The 17,354-nt window shown below is 71.1% G+C and carries 13 protein-coding genes and 1 pseudogene; 7 read left to right on the top strand and 7 right to left on the bottom strand.

The annotated features are described in order from the left end of the window. Positions 1-472: 472 nt before the first annotated feature. Together IE185_RS06745 and ptsP are read left to right on the top strand one after the other, a co-directional pair. On the top strand, positions 473-922 hold the full coding sequence (locus tag IE185_RS06745) for a PTS sugar transporter subunit IIA (protein WP_138897903.1): 450 nt from the start codon (positions 473-475) through the stop codon (positions 920-922). Between the two features lie 89 nt (positions 923-1,011). Beyond that, a complete protein-coding gene (ptsP, locus tag IE185_RS06740) occupies positions 1,012-2,682 on the top strand; it encodes a phosphoenolpyruvate--protein phosphotransferase (protein WP_138897902.1) in 1,671 nt (556 codons plus the stop codon). A gap of 61 nt (positions 2,683-2,743) precedes the next feature. On the opposite strand, the gene IE185_RS06735 is transcribed toward ptsP, so the two are convergent. Both IE185_RS06735 and IE185_RS06730 read right to left on the bottom strand, forming a co-directional pair. After that, positions 2,744-3,643, bottom strand: a complete 900-nt coding sequence (locus IE185_RS06735; protein WP_138897901.1) for a DUF8829 domain-containing protein — start codon at positions 3,641-3,643, stop codon at positions 2,744-2,746. Positions 3,644-3,734: 91 nt separating this feature from the next. Beyond that, positions 3,735-5,711, bottom strand: coding sequence for an acetoacetate--CoA ligase (locus IE185_RS06730; RefSeq protein WP_138897900.1), 1,977 nt, complete (start codon positions 5,709-5,711; stop codon positions 3,735-3,737). 215 nt (positions 5,712-5,926) lie between these two features. Between IE185_RS06730 and IE185_RS06725 the strand changes: the two genes are divergently transcribed. Beyond that, positions 5,927-8,026: a glycoside hydrolase family 31 protein gene (locus tag IE185_RS06725; protein ID WP_189714788.1), complete on the top strand. Its 2,100-nt coding sequence runs from the start codon at positions 5,927-5,929 to the stop codon at positions 8,024-8,026. Positions 8,027-8,113: 87 nt separating this feature from the next. Here the strand turns inward: IE185_RS06725 and IE185_RS06720 are convergent, their stop codons facing one another. Further along, entirely contained in the window at positions 8,114-8,728 is a 615-nt protein-coding gene (locus tag IE185_RS06720) for an NUDIX domain-containing protein (protein ID WP_189714786.1), read from the bottom strand. Here IE185_RS06720 and IE185_RS06715 point away from each other — a divergent pair. The 4 genes and pseudogenes from IE185_RS06715 to glpK all read left to right on the top strand — a co-directional run bounded on the left by IE185_RS06715 (position 8,727) and on the right by glpK (position 12,696). Then, positions 8,727-9,533 carry a M15 family metallopeptidase gene (locus tag IE185_RS06715; protein ID WP_138898033.1) on the top strand — a complete coding sequence of 269 codons (807 nt, stop codon included), beginning with the start codon at positions 8,727-8,729 and terminating at the stop codon, positions 9,531-9,533. The two genes, IE185_RS06720 and IE185_RS06715, sit on opposite strands and share 2 nt — an antisense overlap. 131 nt (positions 9,534-9,664) lie before the next feature. Beyond that, positions 9,665-10,066, top strand: coding sequence for an Mpo1-like protein (locus tag IE185_RS06710; protein ID WP_138898034.1), 402 nt, complete (start codon positions 9,665-9,667; stop codon positions 10,064-10,066). 259 nt (positions 10,067-10,325) lie between these two features. Further along, a complete protein-coding gene (locus IE185_RS06705) occupies positions 10,326-11,051 on the top strand; it encodes an MIP/aquaporin family protein (RefSeq protein ID WP_138898035.1) in 726 nt (241 codons plus the stop codon). Positions 11,052-11,164: 113 nt separating this feature from the next. After that, positions 11,165-12,696 (top strand): annotated as a pseudogene (gene glpK, locus IE185_RS06700) (glycerol kinase GlpK). A 62-nt stretch (positions 12,697-12,758) separates the two neighbouring features. On the opposite strand, the gene IE185_RS06695 reads toward glpK, so the two are convergent. Genes IE185_RS06695 through IE185_RS06680 form a run of 4 tightly spaced genes read right to left on the bottom strand, consistent with a single transcriptional unit; the run spans position 12,759 to position 16,935 of the window. Next, a complete protein-coding gene (locus IE185_RS06695; RefSeq protein WP_138898036.1) occupies positions 12,759-13,364 on the bottom strand; it encodes a GTP-binding protein in 606 nt (201 codons plus the stop codon). Continuing rightward, positions 13,345-13,743, bottom strand: coding sequence for a DUF742 domain-containing protein (locus IE185_RS06690; RefSeq protein ID WP_138898037.1), 399 nt, complete (start codon positions 13,741-13,743; stop codon positions 13,345-13,347). The genes IE185_RS06695 and IE185_RS06690 overlap by 20 nt, the downstream gene beginning before the upstream one ends. 10 nt (positions 13,744-13,753) lie before the next feature. After that, positions 13,754-14,194: a roadblock/LC7 domain-containing protein gene (locus tag IE185_RS06685; RefSeq protein WP_138898038.1), complete on the bottom strand. Its 441-nt coding sequence runs from the start codon at positions 14,192-14,194 to the stop codon at positions 13,754-13,756. Then, positions 14,191-16,935 (bottom strand): nitrate- and nitrite sensing domain-containing protein, encoded by a 2,745-nt coding sequence (locus tag IE185_RS06680; protein ID WP_189714804.1) that lies wholly within the window; start codon positions 16,933-16,935, stop codon positions 14,191-14,193. The genes IE185_RS06685 and IE185_RS06680 overlap by 4 nt, the downstream gene beginning before the upstream one ends. Positions 16,936-17,354 lie beyond the last annotated feature (419 nt).

The raw sequence follows: 17,354 nt of genomic DNA, 5'->3' as shown, positions 1-17,354 counted from the left end.
AGGAACGGACGCTTCCTTTGTACTCACCCTCTCGGGCTTTCCTCCGGGCTTTCGTTCGACATTTCGTGTTCCCGACTCTATCAGACTCTTTCGTGTCCGACTTCCTCGATGCTTTCCAGTTCTTCGCTTTCGCGTTTCCCTTTCCGGCGATTCCGACTCTATCAGTCCTTTTCCGCTTCCCCGACCAGCGCTCCGCAGGCATGCGGAAGCTCAGATAAGGGATATGGTTTAGACCTGTCGGAAGCTGCCGACCCGCTACCCACAACGGAGTGCGTGCTGGTGTCAGGCAGGACTACGAGAGTACATCGCTCCAGCAGACGAGGCAAACCGTTGCCGGTGCACCCCTAGGTCCGCCAAGCGTGACGTCTCGGGCGGAACTGGGACTTATCGTCACTTACCCTTCTCAACAGTACGCCGTCCTGGACAGGTAGTGACGGCGGCACACGAACTCTCCACCCCTGGGAGGCCCCTCATGACCAGCGTGACGTCCCCGCTTGCCGGACGCGCCATCGGACTCGCCGCAGTCCCCGACCCCGTGTTCTCCGGGGCGATGGTCGGTCCCGGCACCGCGATCGACCCCGTGCGTGAGCCGTCGGAGGCTGTCGCCCCCGTCGACGGAGTCATCGTCTCCCTGCACCCCCACGCGTACGTCGTGGTCGACGGCCAGGGGCACGGCGTTCTGACGCACCTGGGCATCGACACCGTGCAGCTCAATGGTGAAGGCTTCGAGTTGCTCGTCAACAAGGGGGACACGGTGACGCGCGGCCAGGCGATCGTGCGCTGGAACCCGGCCGCCGTCGAGGAGGCCGGCAAGTCGCCGGTGTGCCCGATCGTCGCGCTCGAGGCGACCGCCGACTCCCTCGTCGACCTCGTCGAGGACGGCGACGTGAAGGCCGGCGAGCCGCTCTTCAGCTGGGAGTGACGTCGGCGCCGTAAAGAGCGGCCACGGGTACGACATTCATCGCGGGGGGACTGGACAGGGTCCCCGTCGCAACTATCGGAGACGGTGAGATGGAGACAACGCTGCGAGGCGTCGGCGTGAGTCACGGTGTGGCGATCGGCGAGGTGCGGCACATGGGCACGGCGGTTCTCGAGCCGCCGGCCAAGCAGATTCCCGCGGAAGAGGCGGGGCGCGAACAGGGGCGCGCCCGCCAGGCCGTGGAAGCTGTGGCCGCCGACCTGATTGCGCGCGGCAACCTGGCCGGCGGCGAGGCACAGCACGTGCTCGAGGCGCAGGCCATGATGGCGCAGGATCCCGAGCTGATGGCCGATGTGGAACGGCGCATCGCGGTCGGCAGCACGGCCGAGCGCGGGGTGTACGACGCCTTCGCCGCCTACCGAGCGCTGCTGGCCAACGCCGGCGAGTACCTGGCGGGGCGTGTCGCCGACCTGGACGACGTGCGGAACCGTATCGTCGCGCGGCTGCTGGGCGTGCCGATGCCCGGTGTGCCGGACAGCGACGAGCCGTACGTGCTGATCGCGCGGGATCTCGCTCCCGCCGATACAGCGCTGCTCGACCCGACGCTGGTGCTGGGCTTCGTGACCGAGGAAGGCGGGCCGACCAGCCACAGCGCGATTCTCGCGCGGGCGCTCGGTGTGCCCGCCGTGGTCGCTCTGCCGGGCGCCGGCGAGCTGGCCGAGGGCACGGTCGTCGCCGTGGACGGCAGCACGGGTGAGATCTTCGTCGAGCCCACCGCCGAGAAGCGCGCGGAGCTCGAGGCCGCCGCCGCCGCGCGCAGGGCGGCGCTCTCGGCGTCTACCGGGCCCGGTGCGACGTCCGACGGTCACAAGGTGCCGCTGCTCGCCAACATCGGCGGTCCCGCCGATGTGCCGGCCGCGGTCGAGGCGGGCGCCGAGGGTGTCGGTCTGTTCCGTACGGAGTTCCTGTTCCTCGACGACAGCAAGCAGGCCCCGTCGGAGGAGAAGCAGGTCGAGGCGTACCGCAAGGTTCTTGAGGCGTTCCCCGAGGGCCGTGTGGTGGTGCGGGTGCTGGACGCGGGCGCGGACAAGCCGCTCGACTTCCTGACGCCGGCCGAGGAGCCGAACCCGGCGCTCGGTGTGCGGGGACTGCGGTCGCTGCTCGACCACCCGGACGTGCTGCGTACGCAGCTGACGGCGCTCGCGAAGGCGGTCGAGGGCCTGCCGGTGTACCTCGAGGTCATGGCGCCGATGGTCGCGGACCGTACGGATGCCAAGGCCTTCGCCGACGCGTGCCGTGCCGCCGGGCTGCGGGCGAAGTTCGGTGCGATGGTCGAGATCCCGTCTGCCGCGCTGCGGGCGCGCTCGGTCCTGCAGGAGGTCGAGTTCCTTTCGCTGGGGACGAACGACCTGGCGCAGTACACGTTCGCCGCGGACCGGCAGGTCGGTGCGGTGTCGCGGCTGCAGGACCCGTGGCAGCCGGCGCTGCTCGACCTGGTGGCGGCCTCTGCCGACGCCGCCAAGGCCGAGGGCAAGAGCTGTGGCGTGTGTGGTGAGGCCGCAGCCGATCCGCTGCTCGCCTGCGTGCTGACGGGCCTGGGTGTCACCTCCCTGTCGATGGGCGCGAAGGCCATTCCTTATGTCCGCGCGACGCTGGCGAAGCACACGCTCGCCCAGTGCGAGCGGGCGGCCGCCGCGGCGCGTGCCACGGACACCGCCGACGAGGCGCGGGCGGCCGCGCAGACGGTGCTGTCCGGCGAGTGACCGGCGTTGCCGTACCGATCCGAGGGGCTCTTGGCCGACGGCCGGGAGCCCCTCGGGCGTTTCAGTGGTGAGGGTCGGGCTCCTCGATGTCGAAGCCGGGGCAGTACTCGACGCCGGGCTCCGGGGACACGGGGTCTCCGGTGTCGGCGTCGGTGCAGTAGGCGCTGAAGACCTCGCCGGCGGTGAGGGCGAGCAGGCGGCCGCGCTGCAGTCGCCAGCCGTGCAGCCGGTCCGGGGCACCGGGCGCCGTGGTCCGCAGGACGACTCCCCCGGGCCTTTCCGCGGCGATGCCGGCGGCGAGGACCGTCACGAACTCGGCGGCCTCGGTTTCGGGCAGCTGGACCGGTTCGTTTCCGGTGCGCTCCGCGTGGAGCACGGCGAGGAGCTGTTCCTCCTCGGCCGGGACGCTGCACACGAGGTGGTGGCTGCCGGGGCCGGCCTGTTCGACCAGGCGTGTGACGAGACGCTGGGCCCGACGCAAGGACTCGCGGCCGATGTCCTCGCCGCACTCGGCGCAGTCGCCGAGGCGGGCCAGAAGCAGCGTCGCGTATTCCCAGGTCGCCTGGCGGACCGCCTGGTCGACGAGCACTGGCACGATGCTGTCGACGGGCTGGCCTGCGTACGGGACGCAGGCGCCGGAGGCGGCGATCTCCGCGGTGAAGCGGGTGCGGCTCTCCGTCGAGTCGGGGTCGATTCCGGTCGCGCCGCAGTACTCCAGGAAGTCTTCGGGGTCGAAGAGCGCGACGGTGGTGTGCACGCCTTGGGCCGCGAGGGCTCGTAGCAGACCGTCCACTTCCTGGAGGTAGGCCTGGTGGTCGTCGAAGGCGAAGCTGCGGTAGGCCCGCATGGCCGCGAAGTCCTGCTCGTCGGCCAGCAGGCCTACGACGCTGGGGACTTCGCGGCGTAGCGTACGCCGCATCGTCCTGTTCCGGTGGTGCTTCGTGGACTTGGTGCGCGCCATGATTCCCCCTGAGCGCAGTCGATCATTGCTCACTCACCGTAACCGACCGCACTGACAATGCGACCGTCCGTGAGGGAGGGGGCGCCGCTTCTCAGCGGCGGGTGCGGGCCAGGGCCTCGTAGAAGTGGAGGAGTTCCAGGTTGTCGACCGAGCCGGGGTTGACCGCCTTGGCGAGCGGGGTGCCCTGGAGGAGTCGCTTCACGGGGACCTCGATGCGCTTGCCGGTGAGGGTGTGCGGGACCGCGGGGACCTCGATGATCTCGTCGGGCACGTGGCGCGGGGAGAGGGCGGTGCGGATGGCCTGCTTGACGCGGGTGCGCAGGGCCTCGTCGAGGGTGGCGCCGGCGGCGAGGTGGACGAAGAGCGGCATCCAGTAGCCGCCGTCCGGCTCTTCGAGGCCGATGACGAGAGATTCCTTGATCTCGGGCAGCCGCTCGACCACTTCGTAGATGTCGGCCGAGCCCATCCGGACGCCCTGGCGGTTGAGCGTGGAGTCGGAGCGGCCGTGGATGACCACCGAGCCGTGGCCGGTGATGGTGATCCAGTCGCCGTGCCGCCATACGCCGGGGTAGGTGTCGAAGTAGCTGTCGTGGTAGCGGCTGCCGTCGGGGTCGTTCCAGAAGTGGACCGGCATGGACGGCATGGGGTTGGTGACGACGAGTTCGCCGACCTCGCCGGTCAGCGGCTTGCCTTGGGGGTCCCAGGCCTGGAGGTCGGTGCCCAGGCAGGCTGCCTGGAGCTCGCCGATGTGGACGGGGAGCGTCGGGACCGCGCCGGCGAAGCAGCTGCACACGTCCGTGCCGCCGCTGACGGACGCGATCCACAGGCCGGCCGCGACCTCGTCGTGGAGCCACCGGAAACCGTCGGGCGGGAGCGGGGAGCCGGTGGTGGCGACGCACTTGACGGCGGAGAGGTCGTAGTCGCGGGCGGGGTGGACGTCCGCCTTGGCGCAGGCCATGACGTACGCGGCCGAGGTGCCGAACAGGGTCGCCCCGGTGAGTTCGGCGACGCGCCACTGGGCACCCGTGCCGGGATAGCCGGGGCTTCCGTCGTACAGGACGACCGTGGTGCCCGTGAGCAGGCCGGAGACGAGGAAGTTCCACATCATCCAGCCGGTGGAGGTGAACCAGAAGAAGCGGTCCTCGGGGCCGAGGTCGCAGTGCAGGCCGAGCTGCTTGAAGTGCTCCAGGAGGATGCCGCCCTGGGACTGGACGATGGCCTTCGGGAGGCCGGTCGTGCCGGAGGAGTAGAGGACCCACAGGGGGTGGTCGAAGGGCACCTGCTCGAAGACGGGTTCGGTGTCGGCCGAGGTGAGGGCGGACCAGTCCAGGGCGCCTTCGGGAGCCGCGGTGCAGAGCAGGGGGACGTGGACCGTGGCGCGCAGGGTGGGCAGCTCGCGGCGGAGTTCGGCGACGGTGTCCGTGCGGTCGTGCTCCTTGCCGCCGTAGCGGTAGCCGTCGACGGCGAAGAGGACGACGGGCTCCACCTGCTGGAAGCGGTCGAGGACGCTGCGGGCGCCGAAGTCGGGGGCGCAGGAGGTCCAGACCCCGCCGACGGCGGCGGTGGCGAGCAGGGCCACGGCGGCCTGCGGGATGTTGGGGAGATAGCCGCTGACGCGGTCTCCGGGGCGCACGCCGAGGGCGCGCAGTTCGGCGGCGAGTGAGCCGACCTGGCGGCGCAGCTGCGACCAGCTCACGGGGATGGGCTCGTGGGTCTCGTCGACATACAGGAGGGCCGGGTCGTCCACGCGGGACGGGTCTTCGGCCGTTCGCAGGGCGTGCTCCGCGTAGTTGAGGGTCGCTCCCGGGAACCACTGCGCGCCCGGCATGGAACGGTCGGCGAGGACTGTTTCGTACGGGGTGGAGAAGCGCACGTCGAACCAGTCGGCGACGGCCTTCCAGAAGGTGTCGAGCTCGTCGACCGACCAGCGGTGCAGCGCCGCGTACCCGCCGTCGGCGGGTGCTCCGTACCGCTCGGCCGCCCAGCTCTGGAAGCGGGTGACAGCGGCGGCGGCGATGCGGTCCGCGTCCGGCTGCCAGAGGGGCGCGGTGTTCGCTGCTGAGGACATGGGGCGACTCCCGGGCTGTACGCGTGTGTGCGTGTGTCGCGCGCACGTGCGAAGGGTGTGCGCACGAGGCGGCTGACAGGGACGATGCCACGTGATCGTCCTGCGCACCAGGGCGGGCCGCCCACAGTCAGGTATCGGGTCATGTGCGCACACCACGGGTGAACGGCAGTTGAACGCCCCCTGCGCGCGTCCCGGCGGGTGGCAGGGTGAGCCGTATGGACGGTCGTGACCTGGTGCGCTCGGTGAAACTGGTCGGCACGGTGCGAGGGCTGGGCTTGGCGGGCCCATCGTGGTGGCGGCGTCGCACGGACGCCTGGGGGCCGCGCCGGCAGGGCGCGGCGCGCGCCCGGGTGCCCGGTGGGGTGACGGGGGCGGAGCCCCAGCCGGGCGGTGGGGTGATGCGGTTCGCCCGTTCCGAGCTGCGGGTGATGGTCGCCGCCGGGGGCGCGGTGTTCTGGGGGTGGGACGGTGCGGGTCCGGAGCCGTCGTACGCGCTCGAGGGGACGTGTCCCGAGCCGGACACCAGGGCGGAACTGGAGCCCGACAAGAACGGCGGCTGGCAGGTGGTGTCGGAACGGCTGACGGTCGCGGTGTCGCGCGACGGTGCGGTCGAGGTCCGTACGCCGGGCGGCGCGGTGCTGCGCCGGGACCTGCCGCCGCGCTGGTGGGAGCCGGTCGACGGCGGGCCCGCGCGCTGGTTGCAGCGCGGCGAGGTGCCGGCCGACGCGCGCTTCTTCGGTCTCGGCGGGCGCCCTTGCGGGGTCCGGTTGCGGAACGGCACCTACCCCCTGGTGAACTCCGGTCGAGACGGTGGCCCGGCGGGCGGTGACGAGCCGCTTTCCCTCGCCATGCCGGTGCACGTGGTCGTCTCCGACGCGGGCACCCATCTCGTCTTCCACGACACCGCGTCACAGGGGCGGATGAGACTGCGGGAGGGCGAGGAGGGTGCCGGGTCCGGACACGACCGGCCGGGCATGAGTGAGCTGCGCATGGACGGTGGCCCCTTGCGCTGCTGGGTGGTGGCGGGGACACCGGCCCGCGTGCTGCGGGGCTGGACCGCGCTCACGGGCGCGCCGGTGCTTCCGCCGTCGTGGGCGCTGGGGCCGCAGCACGTGCGGCGGGGGGCCGGCGGCGAGCGCGAGGCGCGGCGGGTCGTCGCGGGGTTCGAGGAGCGGGGGGTGCCGCTGTCCGCGCTGCACGTGGAGGCGGACACGGGTGAGGTGGCGGGTGAGGGGTGGCCGGGGCTCCCTGCGGAGCTCGGGGCGTCGGGGGTGCGGTTGGTTTCTGCTGTTCCTTCTGCCGTGCGGGCCGAGCCGGGCAGTGCGTCGTCCGACGGCTCACGCGCGCGTGCCCAGTCCGACGAGGGGAACGAGGGGGTGTCCCTTCCCTCTCCCTCGGTCGGTGGTGCGGCGTCGCCCGTGCGGGCGGCACAGGGCGTACGGGCGGAGGGCCGTTCCCGAGAACGGCCGTTTCTCTTCTCGGATTCGGGTTGGGCGGGTGCGCAGAGGTACGGCGGCACGTGTGCGGGGGGTGTGCCCGCGGGCTGGCCGGGTTTGCGTTCCGCGCTCTCCCTGGTGCTCGGTCTCGGGTTGTGCGGGGTGCCGTACTCGGGAACGGACGTGGGCGGGTCGAGCGGTACGCCCTCACCCGAGCTGTATGTGCGCTGGTTCCAGATGAGCGCCCATCTGCCGCTGCTTCGCACCCGGGACGCCGCCCTCACGGGGCAGGGCGCGCCGTGGCACTTCGGCCCCCAGGTGCTCGGGCATGTGAAGGCCGCGCTCGCCGAGCGGGAGAGGCTGCGCCCGTACTTCGTGACGCTGTCCCACCTGGCCCGCTTCACGGGGGCGCCCTACGCGCGCCCTGTGTGGTGGGCCACTCCCGGGGACCGGGCGTTGCGCGAGTGTGAGGACGCCTTCCTGCTCGGGGACTGCTTGCTGGTCGCTCCCGTGCTGGAGCCCGGCGCGGACCGCAGGTCGGTGCGCCTGCCGCGCGGGCGGTGGTACGACACGGCCACCGGGAGGGCCTACGAGGGGCAGGGCCAGGTCCTGCTGGAGGCGCCGCTGTCGCGTATCCCCGTGCTGGCGCGGGCCGGCGCCGTGATTCCCGTGTGCGGCGACGACGGCGGGCCGGCGCTCGATGTGTGGGCGCCGGCTGCCGGGCGTACCGGGGGCGGGATGGTGGTCACGGAGGCCGGGGACGGTTCGGGGCGGGTGGAGATCGAGCGGTTCACGACGCGGCTGAGCGGTGGCCGGGTGGTGGTGGAGCGCAAGGGCGGCGGAGACGTGGGGCTCCCTGTGCGGGTTCGGGGCCGCTGAGGCAGAGGTACGACGCTTCACTGGCGGCACGGCGGGTCGTTCGCGGGCGGCGCGGCAGGGCGGGTTGGGCGACGTACCGGGGAACGGTCACGCGCTGGGGCCGTAGCTTCCCGCGAACCATCGGCGTACCGCTTCCGTGTGCAGCGGGAACGCCAGGTCCGCGGGCGCCCGCAGAAGGTGCCAGCCGGTTGTCTCGTCGGTCGGGGCGGACGGCGGAAGGTCGGCGGCGGCGCGTGCGGGGAGCAGTCCGAACAGGAGCAGGTGGCCGGCCGGGGAGCTCAGCGCGTCGGCGAGGCGTACGTCGTCCGCGGCCGCCTCGATGCCGGTTTCCTCGTGCAGTTCCCGCACGACCGCGTCCTGCCAGTCCTCGCCCTGGTCGATGAATCCGCCGGGCAGCGCGGTCCCGCCGAGCTGCGGCTCGATGCTGCGGGTGATGACGACCAGTCCGCCGCCGGGAGCATCCCGTCCGCCCGGTGCGTTGTGAACGGGCTGGAGGGCGACGGCGACGGGCAGGGGGTTGCGGTAGGCCGTGTCGCCGCACGAGGGGCATGTGCGGGGCCAGTGAGCGGCCGGCCGGTACGGCGCTCCGCAGGTGGAGCAGTGGGAGTCCCTGGCGGGCTTCTTCGTGGGTGCGGACACGCGCGGACTGTACCGGATCGCCCTTCCCCGCAGGGTGGTTGAGCTGATAGATGGAGAGCCCATGACACGACTTGCCCCATCACCGCGCGCTCTGGCCATCGCTGCCGTCACCCTGCTCGCCGTCACAGCGGCTTCCCCGACGGCGCAGGCGAAGCCCGAACCCAAGGCCCCCGGGGAGTTCGTGTCCCTGCGGTCCGTGGATCCGTCGATCATCCAGGAGATGCGCTACACCACCGCGCACAACTTCGTGGGCGTGCCCGTGGACGGCTATCGCCAGCCGGTCTGCATCCTGACCAGGCCAGCGGCGAAGGCCCTGCACGAGGCGCAGACGAAGCTGCTGCGGCGCGGCTACTCCCTCAAGGTGTACGACTGCTACCGGCCGCAGCGGGCCGTGGACCACTTCGTACGGTGGGCGAAGGATCTCGACGACGAGGCGATGAAGGCGGAGTTCTATCCGAGTGTCGACAAGTCGCGTCTTTTCGCGGACGGTTACATCGCGGAGAAGTCGGGGCACAGTCGGGGCAGCACGGTCGATCTGACGCTGGTGAAGCTTCCCGCGAAGGCCACGAGGCCGTACGTCCCCGGTGAACCGCTCGCCCCCTGCTACGCGCCCAAGACGGAACGGTTTCCCGACAGTTCTGTCGACATGGGGACTGGTTACGACTGCTTCGACACCCTGTCCCACACGGAGGACCCTCGCGTCCAGGGCGTTCAGCGCGCGAACCGGCAGCTGCTCAAAGGAGTGCTCGGCGCGCTCGGTTTCGCGAATCTGGCCGAGGAGTGGTGGCACTTCACGTACAAGCCGGAGCCGTTCCCGGACACGTACTTCGACTTCCCCGTCGCCCGCCGGTCGGTCGCCGGGCACTGACGCGCTCTGACGGCAGTAAGGAGGGACGGGCGGCCGGGGCCACCCCCGTGGGTCCCGGCCGCCCGTCCCGTCTCCCCTACGGACGCGGCACGACGGTATCCGGTTCTCCGCCGAGCCATTACCTTGCGCGTATGGAGCAGCGGACTTGTGACTCGTACGAAGAATTCTGGCCCTACTACGTCGCGATGCACTCCAGGGCGGCGACCCGGTGGGTGCACCTCACGGGCACACTCACAGGGCTCGCGGTCAGCGTCTACGGCCTGGCGCGCGGCCGGAAGCGGTACGCCGCCGCGCTGCCTCTGATCGGGTACGGCGCAGCCTGGCCGGCGCACTTCCTGATCGAGAAGAACAATCCCGCCACGTTCGGGCATCCCCTCTGGTCGCTGCGCGGCGACGTACAGATGATCCGGACGATGCTGGCGGGGCGTGACCGTGAGCTCGCGGAGACCGCCGCCAAGTGGCTCGCGGAGAACCCGTGCACGCGGTCGTCGGCCGCAGCGGCTTCGGACGGCGGTTGCCGTCCACGACCTTGACGCCCCATCACCACCGGTGAACACTTCCCGTTGTCAGTCGGCGTCGCCGTACGACGGCTCCCGGGAACGCTCGTAAGTCTGCTCCCGGGTCCTCCCTGTCGCTGTTCAGGGGCCTCCCCCACGGGCGATCGCGCCGGCCCGGCATGCTCGGACGCCGGGCGGGGAACGGCACTCCCTGCCTCCGGTTCATCAGCCATGGAACACGCACCCTGCACTTCAGAACCGGGGCCGGGCCCCGGGCGAGGGCCTAGGAGCCGCCATGAGCAACGGGGACGTCTTCGTCGGTGAGGTCATCGGCACCGCCATCCTGATCCTCTTCGGCGCCGGTGTGTGCGCCGCGGTCACGCTCAACCACTCGAAGGCGAAGGCCTCGGGGTGGATCGTCATCTCCTTCGGATGGGGCATGGCGGTGCTGGCGGGGGCGTACACCGCCGCCCCGCTCTCCGGCGGCCATCTCAACCCGGCGGTGACCGTGGGCATCGCCGTCGACACCGGTGAGTGGGGCCAGGTGTGGCTCTACGTCCTGGGGCAGATGGCCGGGGCGATGCTCGGCGCCGTACTGGCGTATCTCGTGTACTACGCGCAGTTCGCGGCGAACAGGGACGAGGAAACGGCGCTTCCGACCCTGGGGATCTTCTCCACCATTCCGGAGATCCGCAGCCCGGTCGCCAACCTCGTCACCGAGATCATCGCGACGGTGGGTCTGGTGCTGCCGGTCCTGGCGTTCGGGATGACGCAGGGGCTCGGTGAGTCCGGTACCCAGGTGCTGATCGTGGCCCTGCTGGTCGTCGGCATCGGTCTCTCGCTGGGCGGGCCCACCGGGTACGCGATCAACCCGGCGCGCGACCTGGGACCGCGCCTCGTCCACGCCGTGCTGCCGATCCCGAACAAGGGGACGTCCGACTGGGGATACGCGTGGGTGCCGGTCGCGGGGCCGCTGATCGGCGGGGCCCTGTCGGGTCTGATCTACAACACGGCCTTCTGAGTACGCGGCACGCGCACGTTCCACTGCACGCCTACCACTGAACACGCAGAACTGAGCACGCGCATCGAGCATGGAGCACGACGCTTTCAGCCGAGTTCGGACAAGGGGACGTCATGACGGAACGAGCCGGGCAAGCCGAGAAGTACGTAGCAGCCATCGATCAGGGAACCACCTCCAGCCGCTGCATCATCTTCGATCACAGCGGCGCGATCGTCGCGATGGACCAGCGTGAGCACCGCCAGATCTTCCCGAAGCCCGGATGGGTCGAGCACGACGCGACCGAGATCTGGTCAAAGGTGCAGGCAGTGGTCGCGGGCGCCCTCGCGAAGGCCGGCCTGCGCGCCGGGCAGCTGAGCGCCCTGGGGATCACCAACCAGCGCGAGACGACGGTGCTGTGGGACCGGGCGACGGGCAAGCCGGTGCACAACGCGATCGTGTGGCAGGACACGCGTACCGCCGCCCTGTGCAACGAACTGGGCGGCGCGGACGGCCCGGACCGGTTCAGGGAGGCGACCGGCCTGCCGCTCGCCAGCTACTTCTCCGGTCCGAAGGCGGCCTGGCTGCTCGACCACGTTCCCGGGCTGCGGACCCGCGCCGAGCGGGGTGACATCGCCTTCGGGACCATCGACTCGTGGCTGATCTGGAACCTCACCGGCGGCACGGACGGCGGGTACACGTCACGGATGTGACGAACGCCGGGCGCACCATGCTGATGGACCTGCGGACGCTCCAGTGGGACCCGGCGATCCTCTCCGCCATGAACGTTCCCGAGGCCGTGCTGCCGGAGATCAGGTCGTCGGCGGAGGTGTACGGGACGGCCGTGGGGCAGCTCTCGGGCGTGCCCGTGGCCTCGGCCCTCGGTGATCAGCAGGCCGCTGTGTTCGGGCAGGCCTGTTACGACGTGGGGACGGCGAAGAACACGTACGGGACGGGCAGCTTCCTGCTGCTCAACACGGGTGCCCGGCCGGTTCCTTCGAAGAGCGGGCTGCTCACCACCATGGGGTACAAGATCGGCGGCGAGGCGCCGGTCTACTGTCTGGAGGGGTCGATCGCGATCACTGGTGCGTTGGTCCAGTGGTTCAGGGACCAGCTCGGGATCATCCGTTGCGCGGACGAGATCGAAACGCTCGCGGGAAGCGTCGAAGACAACGGCGGAGCGTACATCGTGCCGGCCTTCTCCGGGCTGTACGCGCCCTACTGGCGCTCCGACGCGCGCGGTGTGATCACCGGTCTCACCCGGTACGTCACCAAGGCCCATCTGGCGCGGGCAGTCCTGGAGGCCACCAGCTGGCAGACGCGGGAGGTCGTCGACGCGATGCACCAGGACTCGGGCGTGGCCATCACCACGCTCAAGGTGGACGGCGGCATGACGAAGAACAACCTGCTGATGCAGCACCAGGCCGACGTCCTGGGCGTTCCCGTGATCCGGCCGAAGGTCTCCGAGACGACCTGTCTGGGCGCGGCGTACGCCGCTGGGCTGGCGACCGGCGTGTGGTCGGACCTGGACGAGCTGAAGTCGCACTGGCAGCGGGACGTCGAGTGGACGCCCCGGATGGAGGCGCCGGAGCGCGACCGCGAGTACCGCAACTGGCGCAAGGCCGTGGAGCGGAGCTTCGGCTGGGACGATGAGGGCGGGCAGGGCTGAGCCCGCCGGCGGCGCGACCCGTGACCGCGGTCCGTACCCCTGTCGGTGGGGGTACGGACCGCTCAGGTGGACGCGGTCTGGCGCCGGTCCGCGGAACGCGCCAGTGCGTGCTCGACCACCGCGATGAGCACCGCCTTGACGGCCTCCCGGTCCCGCGCGTCGCACAGCAGAAGGGGTACGCCCTCGTCGAGGTCGAGGGCCGCCCGTACCGTCTCCGGAGGGTAGCGGTCCGCGCCTTCGAAACAGTTGACGGCGACGGCGAAGGGGATGCCCCGGCGCTCGAAGTAGTCGATGCCCGCGAAGCAGTCCTCCAGGCGGCGGGTGTCGGCCAGGACGACCGCGCCGAGCGCTCCCTGGGCCAGCTCGTCCCACAGGAACCAGAAGCGGTCCTGGCCGGGCGTACCGAAGAGGTACAGGACCAGGTCCTCGCGGAGTGTGATCCGCCCGAAGTCCATGGCGACGGTGGTGGTGTTCTTGCTCTCGACGCCTTCGAGGTCGTCGACGGGGCGGCCCGCCTCGGTGAGCGCCTCCTCGGTGCGCAGCGGCCTGATCTCGCTGACCGCGCCCACCAGGGTGGTCTTGCCCACCCCGAAACCACCCGCGACGAGGATCTTGAGCGTCACCGGTTCGACCAGTCGCTTCTTGCGGCTAGAGCGCCCGAAGGCCATTGATTACCTCGCGAAGGATGCTCTCGTCCGGCAGCTCGGCCGGAGGTACGGGTCGGGTTACATGCACGAGCTCGTCCTCCACGAGGTCGCCGACGAGCACTCTGACCACCCCCACGGGGAGGTCGAGGCCCGCCGCGAGCTCGGCGATCGACTGCGGCGTCTCACTGCACAGTTCTACGATCTCGACGTGTTCGGGAGCGAGCGTCTGGTCGCGCCCGGGATCGTCCGCGGCCGGTTCGGGGACGACCAGCGCGATCAGGTCGAGCCGGTGCCGGCTCGCACTGCTCGTACGGCCACGCGTCATCGCGTACGGGCGCACCACCGGGCCCGCGTCGTCGTCGAACCAGTGCGGCGATCCCTGCTGGCCTGCTGCTCTCATGTCAGCCCACTCACCCTCCGGCGGGCAGACCGGAGCGGGGCGCGGTCGTCAGATGCACGCCGACCCGCTTGACCATCAGTGTCATCTCGTACGCCACCTGTCCGACATCGGAGTCGGAGTCCGACAGCACGGCGAGGCAGCTGCCGTCGCCCGCGGCCGTGACGAACAGGAAGGCGTCGTCCAGTTCCACCACGGTCTGGCGCACGCGGCCCGCGTCGAAGTGACGCCCGACGCCCTTGGCGAGGCTGTGGAAACCGGAGGCGACGGCGGCGAGGTGCTCGCCGTCCTCGCGCGTGAGGTCCCCGGAGGTGCCGGTGGGGAGCCCGTCGCTGGAGAGCACCAGGGCCTTGCGGATGCTGCCCACGCGGTCGACGAGCTCGTCGAGGAGCCAGTTGAGCTCCCCCGAGCCCCGGCCGGTGGTGTCGTGTGCTGTGGCGTTCGGTGCGGTCATCGACCGTCCCTCTCTGGTCTGGTTCCTGGAGCTGTGCCGCCGGGGCCCGTCTCGTCCTCGGCGTTCTGCCGGCGGCCGCGCTGCCAGCCGCGCTGGAGCGAAGCCATCCGGCTGCGCGCCTGCTCCGCCTCGCGCTGGGCGTCCTGCGCGGTGGCCGGTACGTCGGCGGCGGGTTCGGGGCGGGCGGTGGAGGTGTCGCGCAGCTGCGGGGCGAGGTTGGCCTGGCGGACGCGGCGGGGCAGTCCGCCCAGCGTGAGGTGGTCCTGGGGCTCGTTGCTGGGGGCCTGTTCGCGGGCGGGTGGTGCGTGGGGTGCGGTGCGTGCCGCCGACGGCGCCGTGGGAGCGGTGGGGCTGTGCCCGCGGCCGCCGACACGGCGGCCGTTGTCCGCGACGAGGGTCGGTGCGTTGCGGCGGGGCAGCGGAACGGGGCCGGCGGGACGGACGCTCTCACCGTTCCCGGGAAGGTGGTCCGACGCCTGCTGGTGCTGCTCGCCGGCCGCTTCCCGGGCACGGTCGCGCGACCGTTCCACGGGACGCCCCCGCGACCGGTCCCGGGAACGGTCGCGGGCCTGGAACAGCCCGCCCCGCTCGCTCTCCGTGTCGTCGAGGTCGGTCGCTCCCGCGATCTCCGTGACGCCGCTGAGCGACGCCTCTTCGAGGCCCAGTGCACCCAGCGGCGGTTCGAGTTCGACGGGGCCGTCCAGAACGGCCTGAGCGGCGAGTTCGGCCGGCAGGCGGGAGAGCGTCGTCAGGGACCTGCGATGCCCGTCCGGTCCTGCCTTCCCGTCGTCCCGTTCGCCGGTGGAATGCTTGCGGTCGAGCCGGAAGCCGGTGCCGTTGGTCTCGGGCGCGTCCGTGAGCAGGGCGGCCGGAATGAAGACGACGGCGGTGGTTCCGCCGTACGGCGACTGCTGGAGCGAGACGCGCACGTTCTGCCGCTGGGCGAGCCGGCTGACGACGAACAGACCGAGCCGGTCGGTGTCCGACAGCTCGAACTCGGGCGTCTCGGCGAGCCGGAGATTCGCGTCGAGGAGGGCTTCGGGCGTCATGCCGAGGCCGCGGTCGTGGATTTCGAGGGTGAAGCCGTTGGCGACCCGCTCGCCGAGGACCTGCACGCCGGTGTGCGGGGGTGAGAACACCGTGGCGTTCTCCAGCAGTTCGGCGATCAGGTGGGTCAGGTCGGCGACCGCGGGGCCGCCGACGCCGATGCGCGGCAGGCGGCGTACCTCGATGCGCTCGTAGTCCTCGACCTCGGCGACGGCGGCCCGTACGACGTCCATGAGCTGGACAGGCTTGCGCCACTGCCGGGACGGGGCGGCTCCCGAGAGGATGACCAGGCCCTCCGCGTGGCGGCGCATGCGCGTGGTCATGTGGTCGAGGCGGAACAGGTCGGCGAGTTCTTCGGTGTCCTCGGTACGGCGTTCCATGGTGTCGAGGAGCGTCAGCTGGCGGTGCAGGAGCACCTGGTTGCGGCGGGCCAGGTTGACGAAGACCTCGGAGACGCCGCGGCGCATGTCGGCCTGCTTGACGGCCGATTCGACGGCTGCGCGCTGCAGCGTGCTCAGGGCCTGGCCGACCTGGCCGATCTCGTTCTTGTCGAACTCCAGGCGGGGGGCCTCGGTCTCGACGTCGACGTCCTCGCCGGCGGCGAGCCTGCGCATGACGCTGGGCAGCCGGACGCCGGAGATCTCGTGGGCCTCCTTGCGGAGTCGCGAGAGGTCGCGGATGAGGGAGCGGCCGATCCGCACGGACAGGAAGAGCGAGACGACCAGGGCGAGGAAGCCCAGTACGCCGGCGGCTCCCGCCTTGACGAGGACACCGACGGCGACGGGCTCGACGGCTTCCTGGTAGCGGTCCCCCGCCTCCTTGCCCTCGCGGGCGAGGTGGTCGAGCACGCCGGTCGCGGCCTCGTTCCAGCTCTTGGCGGTGACGGCGCGGGGATCCGTGGTGGCGCCGGCGGTGATGAGGCGTTCCTCGGCGGTGCGCAGGGGCTCGGTGGCGGGGCTGTCCCAGTAACCCGCGAAGGCCTCGCGCTCGGCGGCGGGCAGGATTTCGAGGTTGACGTCGTACAGCAGCTCGCGGTTCGCGGCGAGGGAAGCGATCTCGCGGAGTTCGGGTGCGTCGAACTGGCCGGCGACGAGGCCGGACATGACGAGCGCGTCCTCGCGGGAGAGCATTTCGCGGGCGCGGGTGACGCCGACGAGGGCGCGTCCCTGTTTGTCCATCTCCACGTCTTCGAGGGCGTGGAGGGTGGTGAGGAAGGAGTAGCAGGGGTCGATGAGGCGGTTGTAGCGGTCGAGGGCCTGGCGCCGGGTCACATTGCTGCTCTCGACGGAGCCGCGCAGCGTCGCGATGCCTTCGAACGCCTCGAGGAGAGAGGCCAGACGCTTCGCCGCCTGGGGGCGCAGGTCGTCGCGTACGCCGGGATCCTCGGCGCGGGCCGCGATCTTCTCGACGGCTTCGTCGGTGGCGACGCGTTCGCGGCGGAGAGCGGCGAGGGCGTCGGAGGCGCGGGGGTCCGCCAGGTAGATCAGTGTCTGCCGGCGCTCCCGCTGTATGACTTCGACCGTGTCCTCGATGGAATAGCCCACCTGCTCCACGATGTGGGCGACGTCCAGCAGCTGGTTGGCCTCGCGGCCGGTGATCACGGTGGCGAAGCCCCACAGCGAGGTGAGGGACACGAGCGGCACCAACAGCAACGCCACGATCTTCCGGCGGATGGACTTCCCGCGAAAGCGCATGGCCTCCCCCAGCTCGACCTCCGTCGGGCGGAGGTGGTGTTCCGTCAACAAACGGCGTGAGCCTACTACTGCCACTCGCACAACTCGAAGGCACGTCCGGACGATTTTCGGCCGCACCATGGGGCGTTGATCATGAGTTGTCATGCCATTCCGGGAGTTGGCGGGCACCACTGCGGCAAGGGACACCTGTTCACACGCCTGCGGCCCGATGGAGGCGGATGGCTGGAATTGCCCGTTCCGCGGGAATCTTCACGGCGGCCCGTTCGTCCTGGTGTACGGGGGAAGCGGACCGGATGAGGCCGTACGCGTCGCATTCGCACCGCGGGGGACAGCGTAAAAGGGCGCAAGGCGGGCAGCCACTCGTGAAGGCGGAAGTTCCGTGCCCGAGTTGAGGGGCATGCCAGGCGGCGGTGGGGAGT

The organism is Streptomyces chryseus (genome assembly GCF_014650755.1).
In the GTDB taxonomy this organism is placed as follows: domain Bacteria; phylum Actinomycetota; class Actinomycetes; order Streptomycetales; family Streptomycetaceae; genus Streptomyces; species Streptomyces chryseus.
This window is presented reverse-complemented; position numbering and strand designations above follow the sequence as displayed.

Excerpts from the sequence above, each read along its gene's own strand:
- IE185_RS06745 (WP_138897903.1), top strand. The coding sequence starts at position 473 with ATGACCAGCGTGACGTCCCCGCTTGCCGGACGCGCCATCGGACTCGCC.
- ptsP (WP_138897902.1), top strand. The coding sequence starts at position 1,012 with ATGGAGACAACGCTGCGAGGCGTCGGCGTGAGTCACGGTGTGGCGATC.
- IE185_RS06735 (WP_138897901.1), bottom strand. The coding sequence starts at position 3,643 with ATGGCGCGCACCAAGTCCACGAAGCACCACCGGAACAGGACGATGCGG.
- IE185_RS06730 (WP_138897900.1), bottom strand. The coding sequence starts at position 5,711 with ATGTCCTCAGCAGCGAACACCGCGCCCCTCTGGCAGCCGGACGCGGAC.
- IE185_RS06725 (WP_189714788.1), top strand. The coding sequence starts at position 5,927 with ATGGACGGTCGTGACCTGGTGCGCTCGGTGAAACTGGTCGGCACGGTG.
- IE185_RS06715 (WP_138898033.1), top strand. The coding sequence starts at position 8,727 with ATGACACGACTTGCCCCATCACCGCGCGCTCTGGCCATCGCTGCCGTC.
- IE185_RS06720 (WP_189714786.1), bottom strand. The coding sequence starts at position 8,728 with ATGGGCTCTCCATCTATCAGCTCAACCACCCTGCGGGGAAGGGCGATC.
- IE185_RS06710 (WP_138898034.1), top strand. The coding sequence starts at position 9,665 with ATGGAGCAGCGGACTTGTGACTCGTACGAAGAATTCTGGCCCTACTAC.
- IE185_RS06705 (WP_138898035.1), top strand. The coding sequence starts at position 10,326 with ATGAGCAACGGGGACGTCTTCGTCGGTGAGGTCATCGGCACCGCCATC.
- IE185_RS06695 (WP_138898036.1), bottom strand. The coding sequence starts at position 13,364 with ATGGCCTTCGGGCGCTCTAGCCGCAAGAAGCGACTGGTCGAACCGGTG.
- IE185_RS06690 (WP_138898037.1), bottom strand. The coding sequence starts at position 13,743 with ATGAGAGCAGCAGGCCAGCAGGGATCGCCGCACTGGTTCGACGACGAC.
- IE185_RS06685 (WP_138898038.1), bottom strand. The coding sequence starts at position 14,194 with ATGACCGCACCGAACGCCACAGCACACGACACCACCGGCCGGGGCTCG.
- IE185_RS06680 (WP_189714804.1), bottom strand. The coding sequence starts at position 16,935 with ATGCGCTTTCGCGGGAAGTCCATCCGCCGGAAGATCGTGGCGTTGCTG.